Source organism: Antarctobacter heliothermus, from assembly GCF_900188425.1.
Taxonomy (GTDB): Bacteria; Pseudomonadota; Alphaproteobacteria; order Rhodobacterales; family Rhodobacteraceae; genus Antarctobacter; species Antarctobacter heliothermus.
Map to the genome: position 1 here is coordinate 106,684 of NZ_FZON01000002.1, position 12,408 is coordinate 119,091.

A 12,408-nucleotide genomic window follows, 5' to 3' on the forward strand; every position below is an offset into this window, starting at 1 on the left:
ACCGGGCCTCCGGTGGGGTTTTTCGTGTCTGACGTCGGGGCTGTTCAGCCGCGCGGCATCTTGAGCGTCAGGTTCTGGCTGCCCTTGGAATAGCGCAGATCCTCATCGCCGATTGCGGTCACCTGACCGCCGTCCAGCCGATCTCCAACCTTGACCTTCTGGTATTTTCCATTGGCCAGACGCACCAGTGCGCGGCGGTTGTCGGAAGTGCCATAGACGCCGATCAGGTTGATCTTTTTCAGGTTGATCGCGTTTTCCAGCGTGGCAGAGCGGGCGACGCTGGTGCTGGACGGAATGCTGGGCGCGACCGTGCGGGGGGAGACGGCGGCGGCGGTCTGCACCACCGGGCTGGGCGCGATGCTGCGGTCGGCCCGGTCGACGATGGCGTCCATGTTGCGCGGGCGGCCCACCGGCACCAGGGACCGCGCAACCGCCTGATCTGTCGCCTCGGGCGTATCCAGTTCAGCCTGCTCCTGCACGGTCTTTGGCCGCATGGTCGGCCGGATGCTGGCCAGTTCCGTGCGCGTGATGCCGCGCAACTGGCTGCGCTCACGCTGTTCGATGATGTCGCTTGGGCGGGCCTGTGGCCGCAGGCGCGGCACTGGGGCTGTGCCATCTGGCGCGTCCGGCTCCGGCGCGGCCGAGGTATTGTCGCCCCGCAACGGCGGGATGACCGGCGGGCGGCCGGTAAAGATGCGCAGCCCGTCCGGGGTCAGCGCGCCTTCGGGGGTCGCGCGTACAACGTCGCGCTGGTCGAAATCAAAGGTCAGCCCGGCAGGCGGCGGCAGGCCGGGGTCTGCCAGGGCGGCCTCGCGCTCCAGTTCCTTGGCGTCGGGCAGGGCGACAGCGTCGAAAATCTGGATGCTGGGATCAATCGAGGCGGCATAGATGTCCTCGACCCCGTCGGCGGGCGGCGTCATCGGCTTGACCGGGGCACGCTGCCAGATGCCGGTGGCGGCGTAGGTTGCGGCGGCCTCTTCGGTGGTCAACTGGCGCGGGTCGATCGGCACCGACAGCGGGGCGACGGGAGGCGTGTCTGTGACTTCGGGCGTGTCCAGCGCCGCCAGCCGCACGCCGTCGGCAGGCCGGGCGACCGGCCGCAAGGAGGCAACCGGCGGTGACACAACCGCCGGCGAGGCGGATTCGAGCACAACACCGGTGTCCGCGCCATCCGGAAGCGACGCGACCGCGCTGGCCGGTGCGTCGTCATTGGACCGAAACAGTCGTGCCAGACCTTCGTCCAGAAAGACCGAGGCCCAGGCCGCGACACCGGCAAGGAACAGCAACAGCAAGGCGGTCAGCAACAGGCCCAGGTACCGCGGCTTGCCGCCGGTGGCCTCGCGGTCGCGCGCGCCAAAGACGGTCATCCGGTCCCGTTCGTTCGACGATCCGAACATGGCATGGCCGGGGGACGCCGTGGCCGCAGCCGCGCCGCCGGTTGCAAAGGCCGGACCGCCGATTTCGGCGTTGGGGCGTGGTCCGCGCAGGGCGGCCAGCTTGGCCAGTGGGTTGGGCCGGGCGCCTTTGCGCGCCGGTGCCGGGATCGGGTCCGCCTCACGCGCGGCCACGGGCGGCGCGATCACCTCGTCGGCCTTGGGTTTGCGTGACGGGGCTGCGGCGAGACCGGCAGCGCGGGCCGCAGCGGTCTTGGGCAACGCCTTGAGCCCGGATTTCGCAGGGGCCTTGGCCTTGGCCTTTGCTATGGCTTTCAGTCGCGGCGGCAGCTCGGTGCGTTTCGGAGCCGCGCCAGCGGCGGGTTTCGTCTCCGCTGGCGGCTTTGCGCCCGATTTTGTCCCGGCCTTTGGCCCTGCCTTTGTGTTTGGCTGTGCGGTTGCGGCGGCTTCTGTTGCCTCGACGGCGGCGGCGGCCTGCGCCAGCAGGGCCGAGGCGGTCGGCGTTGCGAAAAAGCCGGTCTTGCCAGACGGTTTGCTATCGGCGGGGGACGGATCGGCAGGCTCCGGCATCCCAGAGCCGCGCGGGCTGACAGGTGTGAACCTGGGTTTGAACTCTCCGGTCAGGGCGGGGACGGAGCCTCCGGGCAGGCTGCGCCCGGCGCGGATTGTCGAAAACGCCGGGGGCGTGTTGGTTTCGGCCCCGGGACCGGGCCGTGCGGCGACGGGCGCGGCGGGCGGCAGGTTAGGGGCCTTCGGTGTCGCCGCAGAGAGAGCAGCGCCAGTGGGGGCGACCAGAGGTTTGTCTTGCGGTTTGTCCAACGGCTTCGGGGCGGCCTGCGGCGCGTCCATCGACGGTGCAGCCAGCGGCTTTGCCGTCGGCGGTGCGGTCGGCGGGGCCGTTGGCGCACGCGGGGCACGCGGCGCGGAGGGCGGTTTCGGCGCGGCAGGATCAGGCTGCGCGGCATCAATATCGGCGGTCGACGATTGCGGTCGCACCTGCGCCGCTGGCGCGGGGTCCGGCTTCAGGTGAAAGTCCGGCTGCGGAGTGGGTTTCGGCGGTTCTGCGGGTTCAGGAGCCAAAGTCTCAGGAGCCAAAGTCTCAGCGGCCACATTCTCAGCGGGCAATGCCTCGGGCGTCAGGCTTTCAGGTGCGAGGTCCGCCGGAGCGGGCGGGTTTTGTTCCTGAACATCGGGTTCCTCAACAACGTCTTCCTGAACATCGGGTTCAGGCACTGGCTGTTTGGCCGGTTTCGGCGCAGGCGCGTTTGCAAGTTCCGGCTTGGGCAGGGGGCGCAGCGCGGCCTCATCCGCCGGGACAATCTCGATTGCGCGGGACGGGCGCGTCACCACGCGGCCCCAGTTGGTCGCCTTGCCAAAGAACACCGGCCCGTCAAATCCGCCCTCGGGCGCTTTCGCCAGAAAACAGACCGGCTCAAACCCGTGTTCGCGGGCAAAACTCTGTGCCTCGTCCAGCGTTTCCTTGGCCACAGCCGCGACTTGCAGCCGCCCGCCGCTCACCACATAGTCGAAATTCAGATCCGACACCGCATAGGGCGTTGCCCCATCCAGCGAGGCGCGGATCGCGACATCGCGGGTGAGTTCATCCCCGCCAAGGTCGAGTTGATCCAGATAGCGGATCTGTTCGTTCGGAATGATCAGCGCCACTTGCGCGCCGGTCGGATCCAGCCGTTCGGCCTGATCGCGCAGGTTCAGAACCTGCGAATCAAAGTCGTCGTGATCCAACGGGACATCATCGATCAGGGCCCAACGTGGACCCATCCGCCGGAGCAGGGCGATGCCTTCGAATGAGAGCGAGAGCGCGAAATTAGGTGTCATGTGCGGTTCTTATCAGGCCTGCCATCACTGCGGGAGTCCTAGCGCAGCGTCTCAATTATATAAGGCAACTCTTTGCCGAAGAAAAGAAAGCCGCTGTTGCACCCTTGCCGATTTGGCCACTTCGGCAGACAATCATTACAGAATCCTACAGATTGTGAGGCAATTTATGCGAATTTTGGCATTCTTGACGGCATTGGCGCTCGCCTGGCCGCTTGGCGCGGTGGCCGAGGGCCGCCTGAGCGTCTCCGGCGAGGGCTATCTGGCCGTGGTTCCCGACATGGCGGTGATCACTTTGGGCGCTGACGGGCGCGGCCCCACGGCGGTCGAGGCGATGAACGCCACGTCAACGGCGGTCGAGGCGATTCTTGCCCGGCTTGCGGGACTTGGGGTCGAAACGCGCGACATCCAGACCACGCAACTGCGGGTCAATGAACAGACCCGCTGGGACAACACCCGCAATGAGGACGTCTTTTGGGCTATTACGCCACCAACACGGTCAGCGTCCGGGTGCGTGACCTTGATGGAATCAGCGCGCTGCTGTCGGCGGTGCTGGATGACGGGGCCAACCAGTTGCGCAACCTGTCGTTCAGCGTCCTGGAGCCGCGCCCGATCGAGGACGAGGCCCGCCGCCGCGCGGTGGCGGACGCCATGGCCAAGGCCAAACTCTATGCCGATGCGGCGGGTGTCACGCTTGGCCCGCTGCTGGAGCTGCGTGACAACGCAGAGCCGCTGGTGCGCTCCATCGCGGGGGCAGAGGCCATGATGATGGAAGAGGCGGTTGTCGCCAAGGACGTGCCGGTTGCCGCAGGCGAACTTGAGGTGCGCGCCGAGGTCACGATGGTCTTTGCCATCGCCGAGTGAGCCAGCAGGTATCATTGTCGGTAAAAGGGCGGGGACTTCCCCGCCCTTTGTCGTTTCACTTCGCTTTGTTCAGCGCCTGATCAAGGTCGGCGATCAGATCGTCCGCGTCCTCGATCCCGATGGAAATGCGCACCACGTTGGGGGCCGCACCCGCCGCAACCTGCTGCTCTTCCGACAACTGCCGGTGCGTGGTCGAGGCCGAGTGGATCACCAGACTGCGGGTGTCGCCCAGGTTGGCCACATGGCTAAAGATTTCCAGCGCATCGACAAACTTGATGCAGGATTCGTAGCCGCCCTTCAGCGCCACGGTGAACAGACCACCCGCGCCCTTCGGGCAGATCCGCGCCACCCGGTCGTTGTAGGGCGACGAGGGCAGCCCGGCATAGGTCACACCCGCCACCGCGTCATGTCCCTCCAGCCAGGCGGCGATTTTCATCGCGTTCTCGACGTGGCGATCCATCCGCAGGCTCAGCGTCTCGATGCCCATCAGCGTGTAGTGCGCCGCCTGCGGGTTCAGCGTCATGCCAAGGTCGCGCAACCCGATGGCGATGCCGTGAAAGGTGAACGCCAGCGGGCCAAACGTCTCGTGGAACTTCAGCCCGTGATAGGCAGGTTCCGGCGCGGACAGCGACGGGAACTTGTCACTGGCGGACCAGTCGAACTTGCCCGAATCCACCACCACTCCGCCGGTCACGGTGCCGTTGCCGGTCAGGTACTTGGTCATCGAATGCACCACCAGCGTCGCGCCATGATCAATCGGGCGACACAGGTAGGGCGTGGCCGAGGTGTTGTCGACGATCAGCGGCAGACCCGCCTTGTCGGCAATCGCGGCAATCGCATCCAAGTCGGTGATATAGCCGCCCGGGTTGGCGATGCTCTCGCAAAACACCGCGCGGGTGTTGTCATCAATCGCCGCCGCCACCGCGTCCAGATCGTCAAAATCGACAAAGGTGGCGGACCAGCCGAACCGCTTGATGGTCTGGCTGAACTGGGTGATCGAGCCGCCGTACAGCCGCGTCGACACCACCACGTTCAGTCCCGGTGCCATCAGCGGGAACAGCGCCATGATCTGCGCCGCGTGACCTGACGAACAGCAGACAGCGCCCACGCCGCCCTCCAGCACCGCAACCCGTTCCTGCAAGGCCGCCACGGTGGGGTTGGTCAGGCGCGAATAGATGTATCCGACCTCTTGCAGGTTGAACAACGCGGCGGCGTGTTCGGCATCGCGGAACACATAGGCCGTGGTCTGATAGATCGGCACCTGCCGCGCGCCGGTGGCGGGATCGGGCCGCGCGCCTGCGTGGATCTGAAGCGTGTCAAAGCCGTAGCTGGGCTCTTCCTGTGTCATGATGGTCTCTCCCTGAAATCTGATGCGTCCAGCAGTAGGGGATTGAAAGCCGTTCTTCCAGACGGGTTCGACAAGAACCGGCCAGGCCAAGCCAAGCCAAGCCAGGGCAATTTCATTGAGATTTCGCGCGATTTGATGCAGTATAAACCCTGTTCCGGCGCAATTTCCGCACCCCCCCCGGAACCGATCTAAAGGCGAATTGATATGCGTTGTCCCGCAGGTTTCCGCTATTCGACAATCACTCTTTGCGTCGTCTTCACGATCTGCGCGCAGCTTGCAGCGGCAGAAAAGGAAACCGAGTTTTACCCGATCATTTACGACACCGACACACCGCATCTCCTGTCACTGGTCGATGACATCGACATCCGCACGCCGGTCATGCTGAGCCGCGCGCTCAAATCCTTTCCCCATGTCACGCAACTGTCGCTGTCCAGTCGCGGCGGATCGGTCCACTCGGCGCTGACAATGTCCTATGTGGTGCATGAGGAAGGGTTGCGGACGCTGATCCCCGACGGCGCTGTCTGTTTCTCGGCCTGCTCTTACCTGTTTTTCGCCGGGGCAGAGCGTGCGGTGCAAGGAGCGCTTGGCGTGCATCAACTGGCCTCGGCCAGCGACAGCCTCCGTTCGGGGCAGGTGGCGCTGGCGGATATCATGGCGGCCTACGACGAATTTGGCGTGAACGGGGCTGTGGTCAACAAGATGCTGCTGACCCCGGCGGACGACATGTATGTGTTTGACACCGATGAACTGTCGGCGCTTGGCATTGTCAATTCCGCCCCCTGCGCCGGGGCCGACGCCCATCTTGATCGGGTCCGCCCGTTGGGCGCGCAGGAACTGCGGCTGCATGTCCAGACTTACCGCAATTGCCCCTCTGTCCGGACCGCCGAAACCCTGTTGGCAAAACTGGCCGCAGCAGACACCAGCGACCTGCCTGTTGCGGTCGTCAACGCCGCGCCGCCGCAGGACGGGTCACAGCGCTGTACCGACGCGGACGGCTGGGACCAGATCCTGCGCGTGTGCCGGGCCGCACTGGCCGCGCGCGACTGGGGGGACAATGAGGCGGCGGCGCTGCAAAACGCCATCGGGGCGGCGTTTCTTGCCACCGGAGACGCCTTTGCCGCGCATGAGGCGTTTCAGGCCGCGCTGGCGCTGCGCCCGGACACGCCGGTTCTGCTGGAAAACCGCGCGCTGGCGCTTGACGCCCTTGGGCAGCACGCGGATGCGGCGCTGGAAATGCGCGCTGCCATAGGGGCCACCTCTGCCCCGCCCGACAGATTCTTTGCCCGGCTGGGCCTGTTCGAACGCTCTGCGGACAAGGTGAACACCGCGTTTCAGGTCTGGGATGGCCTGTTGTCAGACGACGGGACAAGCGAAAGCCTGATCCGCGCCTGGCAAGAGGCTTTGGCCAGCAGCGGGCACTTGGATCAGACGGCCGACGGGAGGTACACAACGCTGACCCGCATCGCCGTGCAACGGTGCAGCTTTGAGGCGGACTGCCTGCCGCCGGGTGCGGATACCGCGCCAGAGCTGTTGCCGGTGCCGGTCTCCGACACTTCGCTGGATCTCAGCCGCAGCGCCTCCAGCAGTCTTCTGGTGGCATTGGGTGAACCGGACGGGCAAGGCAGTTGCAATCAGGGCCAGCCGGAAATGAACATCCATATGTGTGAGGCGATGTTGCAGGAGGGTGCGTTCGACGCAGAGGAACGCACGCAAATCGCGAATTTTCTGACCGTCCAATACGCCGCAATCGACGCCTATGAAGAGGCTGACGCCGTCTTGACCCGTGCGATCAATGCGGTGGCCCCGGACTATAACCTGTTTCGAAACCGGGCCGCGATTCGCTATCACAAAGGCGACTATGCGGGCGCGCTCGAAGATGTGGACGCGGTGCGCGCCCTGACCGCTCATTTTCAATCGTTCTTCAGTCGCGAAACAGAGGTGGTGCGCGGCAACATCCTTGCCCGCCTCGGGCGCGCGGATGAGGCGGTCGAGGCTTGGATGGGGGCGATCTTTGTAGAAGACCAGGACGAAACCGATACCAGCGCCCAAGACCTGCAACGGTTTCTGCAAAAGGCAGGCTTCTACACAGGCGCGATTGACGGCAAGTTCGGTGCCGGATCGCGCGCGGCCCTTGCGGCCTGCGCTGCCGCCACCGACTGCGTGATGTCCGGTCAGATCGGCTATGGCGACTACAGTGAGGCGTTTGGCCTGTCCTATGTCGTAAATCTGCCTGAGGGGCCGCTATATTATGACACCGCGCGCCGAGAGCACGCCAAGGCCGCGATGGCAGAGTGCCAATATTATCAGGACGACACGATAGAGCAGTGTACACGCGCGATCGACACCGGATGGCTGCTGACAGCCGAAGCCGTCAAAGCCTATCGCACCCGGTCGGATGCCCATAGGGATGCGCCGCAAAAGCGGCTCGCCGACTATCAAAAGTCGCTTCGGATGACGGGATTTCAAAGCTATGACAGAGATTGGTATGTGCGCCTGCTGTTGATGGCGGATCAGCCGGAAAACGCGCTGCTGGAGGTGGCGCGGTTCACAAGCACTTACACGGATCAGGCCGATTTCTATCGTGGGCTGGCGCTGGCCGCGCTGGGTCGCAACGCCGAGGCCGAGCGGATCTGGCTGGCCCACTACGACCGGCTGGACAACGTCACCAGCGATTTTTCCTCTGGCGGGCGGGTGTTCGAACTGTACCAGCATCAGCTTGAGCGCCACGACATGCTGCCTGCCGGGTACAACCAATATCAGGACGGCAAGACCTCTGCCCTGCGCGCCGCCATCGGGCGCTGCGCCTCTGATCCGGCCTGCTATACGCTGAAGTGAGTCCCGGAAATGGCCGGTCCAGGCGGTGCGCCCGACCCGGCCAATCGTTACCCAAAGGTAAAAACGTCTCTGTAACGCATTGATTTTTATGGGGCCGACTTCTGTCCACGCGTGGACAAAGGCAGGATCACCCCGCCGTCACCGTCTCCACACACAAGACCGTCGGCAGATGCCGCGCGATTTCGGACCAGCTGTCGCCCTCGTCAAGGCTGGCAAAGATCGACCCCGAATTTGTCCCGAAATAAACCCCCGGCGCGGCGGTCCGATCCGTGGCCATCGCCTGCCTCAGCACGGTGAAAAAGCAATGCGCCTGCGGCAGCCCCTCCCGGCACGCCTCCCAGCTATCGCCCCCATCCCGCGACCGCCAGACCACCGCCGAGGCGTCGGGCGGGAACCGCCCGGCACTGTCCCCGTTCAGCGGCAGCACCCACAGCGTCCCCGCCTGATCAGGATGCACCGCCACCGGAAACCCAAAGGTCGAGGGCAACCCCTCGGTGATATCATCCCAACTGCGCCCACCATCGGATGAGCGCCAGACCCCGTGGTGATTTTGCTGGTACAACAGGTCGCCGTCCCCTCCGGCGCGCACCAGGTTGTGGACGCAATGCCCGGTCTCACCGTCCCTCGGGGCCGCCGGGTGGGGGTGATGGCCGCAGGCCTCGGCGTTGGACAGCCGGTTGCGCCGGTCCCAGCTTTGCCCGCCGTCCTCGGTGGCAAAGACCCCCGCCGCCGAAATCCCCAGCCACATCTTGTCCGGGTCGGTCGGGTTCGCCACGATGGTGTGCAGGGTCAGACCGGCCGCGCCGGGGTTCCAACTGTCCGATGACGGATGATCGGTCAGGCTCTCGACCGCCTCCCAGGTCTCGCCGCCGGTTTCACTGACAAAAAGCGTCGCGGGTTTGGCCCCGGCGTACAGCCTGCCGTTGGCCCGGCCCAGCGACCAGATCGACTCCACCCGCCCACTGAAGGGGGCGGGTGGTTGCGGGTCCGCCCCGAAAAAAGCCGCCGTGTCCGGATCATTGCGGATCCATTCGTCCATGGTGCCGTCAGCCAGCTTGGTCAAAGCCCAGCTTTCGCCGCCATCGGTCGATCGCCACACGCCAGCCCCGTGAAATTCGCCGCCGCCCGCGGCCCAAAGCGCGCCGGTCTCGGGATCGCCAATCGCATGGTTGATCGTCCAGCCTTCGCAAAGCGGCCCGCTGACTGTCCAGTCGGCCCGCGCCGCATCTGAGCGAAGCAGGAACAATCCCTTGGTGGTGCCCGCAAGTACCGTGACAATATCCGACATGAAATCACCTCGTTCTGATCGCAAGGGCAGCATACCACGGTCGCAGGCGGGCAGAGTGTAAAATCCGGCGACCCTAGCGCATCCAGAAGCCTTCGCGCTTGATCTTGTTGCGGATCGCTTGTTCGCGCCGGGGCAGGTCATCGCGGTCAAACAGCGCGCGCACCTTTTGGCCGCGCCCCTGGTAGATCATCCGCTTGAAGGCATCGTATTCCTTGAGCACCTTCTTGATCCGGTTGGGGGCTGTGACCTGTTCCAGCACCTCGACCACACGGTCCGCCTCGCGCGCATAAAGCAGGGGCAGCACCCGGTAGTGACAACTGACCGCGCCATCCAGCAGGCCCTCGGGCAACGTGACCCGGGCGCCGCCCAACCCATGGATCACCAGCGGCAGGACCACCTGATCCAGCCAGGGGTCAAGGCTCTGGCAGACAAGCTCCACAGGGGGATCGTCGCGAACCGACAGGGCGTAGTCCAGAAACAGATCCCCGAACACCTTGGGGCACTTGTAGAAAAAGAAACCGGCGTTGAAATACAGATAGCGTTGCCAGTATTCATCCGGCCAATTCAGGTCGAGGCTGCTGTCAAAGTCCAGTCCGAAGCGGTCGTACAGCGCCTTCCAGGTTTGCGTGTAGCCCGGCCCGTACAGTTCGATCTGCGGCCATGTCCCTTCGCGCCGCAGCGACGCGGTTGGCCGGTCAAAATCGAACGGCACCCGCGACAACGGATCAAGGATCAGCGTGTCGGTGTCGAAAAACACAAACGGCTCTCCCTCGGGGAGCACGCGCAGCGCCTCTATCTTGTTGCCATAGGGGTAGGCGGCGCCGAATTGGCGGGCCTCAAAGGGGCGGATGTCTGCGCCCAGATCCTCCAGCAGGGCGCGCACCTCTGGCTGGCGAATGCGCGGATCGGACTCCCATAGCGGCCCCGGCGCAGGTTCGGCGACAATCAGGCGAAAGCGGTCCTCGCCCTGCGCCTGCAACGAGGCCGCAAACAGCACCGCCTCATAGGAGAGCCGCCCGGCCTGCGCCACGATCAGGATATTTACAGTTTGAGCCGCGCTGCCCTCGCGTGTCATGGTGAACCTGCCCGTTGCCCTTTTGTCGGCACTATAGGCGGGCGTGGCGCGCATCGAAAGCGGCCAACTTGGGGATTTTCAGACAGGACACGCCTTATGCTCGATCTCATTCTAGTTGTCATTGCCATTGCCATTGCCATTGCCACCGGCGGTCCGGGAGGGCCGGACGGACCGGCAGAGCGGGTCGAAACCGCCTCCGCGCCCAAGGTCGAGGCCGCCGATGCGCTGGCCCACTCGTCCGAGGCCCCGCCACCCAGTTCCGAGGCAGACCCGGCGCCTGTCCGCGTGCTGCCCTATACCGCCGAACAGCAGGTCGCCACGGGCCGGTTCACCACGGCGGTCGAGGTCAAGCCGATCCTGGGGGCCACCCGCGCCAACTGGATCGCGGTGCGCGAGTTCAACGGGCAGGATCTGGTCTATGTCACCCATCTCTGGGCGTGGCGCTGCGGGCTGGTGGCGATCCATGTGGGGATCAACGGGGCCGATCCGGAACCCTGGCCGCTGCCCGACTGTCACGAGGATACAAATGCACCCAACGCCATGCTGCCGGACGACGGGCTGCCCTACCGGGCCTTTCCGTTGAAATCGGTCGACAGCATGACGGTCGAGGTGATCTATGACGATCTGACAACCGAAAAAATCACCTTCAACCGCCAGGGGGCGTTGATGCCCTGAGCGGGTCGGGGACGGGACTTGCGGCCCCGCGGGCCGCATCGCCCGCCCACCAACCCTGTGGGCCGCATCGCCCGCCCACCAACCCTGTGGGCCGCATCGCCCGCCCGCCGACCCTTGGGGACGTGCCTTTGGCGCGGGTCGATTGCTTCGGGACTCTCCAAGGAACAAACCTGCGCCTGTTCCCCGAACCCGCCCTTCGCTGATTGATGCCTGCGACACCCCCCGGCAGGCGGCAAGGGCAAGCCGCGCTGGCGCGCGGGGCTGCGCCCCCTTGCCGCCCGCCGGGGGCCGCCGCTGATCGGCATCAGCGAGGGCGGCTCCGGGGAACAGGCTTGGGCGAACAGGCTTGGGGGTCAGACCGTGATCGGCTGCAGCACCTGCGGCTCGATCACGTCCACGCCGGGCAGGGCCTTTGCCAACGTATCGGCGGATTGTTCCAGCGCCGGGAAGGTGCGGTAGTGGCCGGGGATCACCGTCTTGAAGTCAAAGTATTCGTTCGCTGCCCATGCGGCTTGTTTCATGTCCATCGTGTAATAACCGCCCGCCGACAGGATGCCGATGTCGGGTTTGAAATAGGCGCCCATCCAGCCCATGTCGGCCATGATGCAGGTATCGGAAGAGTTATAGATCGTGTGGCCTTCGCCCGCGATCATGAACCCGGTTTCCATCCCCATGTAGCGGGCCACGCCCTCCACCTCCATCGAGGAGCTGTGCGAGGCAGGCACCATGGTCACCGCCACCTTGCCAAAGCGAACCGTTCCGCCCTTGTTGAAGGCATGGCCCTCGACCGCACCCATGCCGGTCAGTACATTGGCCAGCTCAAACATCCCCGACACCGGCGCGCCGGTCTTTTGGCTGATCTCGACGATGTCGTTGGTGTGGTCAAAATGGCCGTGGGTCACAAGGATCTGCGTCGCCCCCGCGATGGCGGCGTCTGTGTCTTGCCCCTCCATCATCGGGTTGCCGTTGATCCACGGGTCGATCAGCAGCACCTCGCCACCGATTTCGATGCGGAAACTGCCATGGCCCAGCCAGATGATTTGCATGAGAAACTCCTGTATTGGTTTGGGTCAAGCCTAGCATGACGGTGGATCAA

The 12,408-nt window shown here is 65.0% G+C and carries 8 protein-coding genes and 1 pseudogene; 4 read left to right on the top strand and 5 right to left on the bottom strand.

Features of this window, described 5'->3' with window-relative positions:
- Window positions 1-44: 44 nt before the first annotated feature.
- Window positions 45-3,230 carry a hypothetical protein gene (locus tag CHB90_RS01670; RefSeq protein WP_089276113.1) on the bottom strand — a complete coding sequence of 1,062 codons (3,186 nt, stop codon included), beginning with the start codon at window positions 3,228-3,230 and terminating at the stop codon, window positions 45-47.
- Between the two features lie 166 nt (window positions 3,231-3,396).
- On the opposite strand from CHB90_RS01670, the pseudogene CHB90_RS27515 reads away from it, so the two are divergent.
- Together CHB90_RS27515 and CHB90_RS01680 are read left to right on the top strand one after the other, a co-directional pair.
- Window positions 3,397-3,678: pseudogene (locus tag CHB90_RS27515) on the top strand (SIMPL domain-containing protein); the annotation flags it as partial.
- 23 nt (window positions 3,679-3,701) lie between these two features.
- A complete protein-coding gene (locus CHB90_RS01680) occupies window positions 3,702-4,091 on the top strand; it encodes an SIMPL domain-containing protein (protein ID WP_089276114.1) in 390 nt (129 codons plus the stop codon).
- Window positions 4,092-4,146: 55 nt separating this feature from the next.
- Here CHB90_RS01680 and CHB90_RS01685 read toward each other — a convergent pair whose 3' ends face one another.
- Entirely contained in the window at window positions 4,147-5,439 is a 1,293-nt protein-coding gene (locus CHB90_RS01685; RefSeq protein WP_089276184.1) for an O-acetylhomoserine aminocarboxypropyltransferase/cysteine synthase family protein, read from the bottom strand.
- A 204-nt stretch (window positions 5,440-5,643) separates the two neighbouring features.
- Here CHB90_RS01685 and CHB90_RS01690 point away from each other — a divergent pair, with 204 nt between their 5' ends.
- On the top strand, window positions 5,644-8,274 hold the full coding sequence (locus CHB90_RS01690) for a hypothetical protein (RefSeq protein ID WP_089276115.1): 2,631 nt from the start codon (window positions 5,644-5,646) through the stop codon (window positions 8,272-8,274).
- Window positions 8,275-8,401: 127 nt separating this feature from the next.
- Here CHB90_RS01690 and CHB90_RS01695 read toward each other — a convergent pair whose 3' ends face one another.
- The gene (locus tag CHB90_RS01695; protein ID WP_089276185.1) at window positions 8,402-9,562 is read right to left on the bottom strand and encodes a beta propeller repeat protein; all 1,161 of its coding nucleotides are present in this window, start codon (window positions 9,560-9,562) and stop codon (window positions 8,402-8,404) included.
- 73 nt (window positions 9,563-9,635) lie between these two features.
- Entirely contained in the window at window positions 9,636-10,637 is a 1,002-nt protein-coding gene (locus CHB90_RS01700) for a hypothetical protein (RefSeq protein WP_089276116.1), read from the bottom strand.
- 96 nt (window positions 10,638-10,733) lie between these two features.
- Between CHB90_RS01700 and CHB90_RS01705 the strand changes: the two genes are divergently transcribed.
- A complete protein-coding gene (locus CHB90_RS01705) occupies window positions 10,734-11,312 on the top strand; it encodes a hypothetical protein (RefSeq protein WP_089276117.1) in 579 nt (192 codons plus the stop codon).
- Between the two features lie 353 nt (window positions 11,313-11,665).
- On the opposite strand, the gene CHB90_RS01710 is transcribed toward CHB90_RS01705, so the two are convergent.
- Window positions 11,666-12,358 (bottom strand): metal-dependent hydrolase, encoded by a 693-nt coding sequence (locus CHB90_RS01710; protein ID WP_089276118.1) that lies wholly within the window; start codon window positions 12,356-12,358, stop codon window positions 11,666-11,668.
- Window positions 12,359-12,408: the final 50 nt, after the last annotated feature.

Bases quoted from the DNA above. Each gene is read 5' to 3' on its own strand.
- CHB90_RS01670 (WP_089276113.1), bottom strand. From the start codon at position 3,230: ATGACACCTAATTTCGCGCTCTCGCTCTCATTCGAAGGCATCGCCCTG.
- CHB90_RS01685 (WP_089276184.1), bottom strand. From the start codon at position 5,439: ATGACACAGGAAGAGCCCAGCTACGGCTTTGACACGCTTCAGATCCAC.
- CHB90_RS01690 (WP_089276115.1), top strand. From the start codon at position 5,644: ATGCGTTGTCCCGCAGGTTTCCGCTATTCGACAATCACTCTTTGCGTC.
- CHB90_RS01695 (WP_089276185.1), bottom strand. From the start codon at position 9,562: ATGTCGGATATTGTCACGGTACTTGCGGGCACCACCAAGGGATTGTTC.
- CHB90_RS01700 (WP_089276116.1), bottom strand. From the start codon at position 10,637: ATGACACGCGAGGGCAGCGCGGCTCAAACTGTAAATATCCTGATCGTG.
- CHB90_RS01705 (WP_089276117.1), top strand. From the start codon at position 10,734: ATGCTCGATCTCATTCTAGTTGTCATTGCCATTGCCATTGCCATTGCC.
- CHB90_RS01710 (WP_089276118.1), bottom strand. From the start codon at position 12,358: ATGCAAATCATCTGGCTGGGCCATGGCAGTTTCCGCATCGAAATCGGT.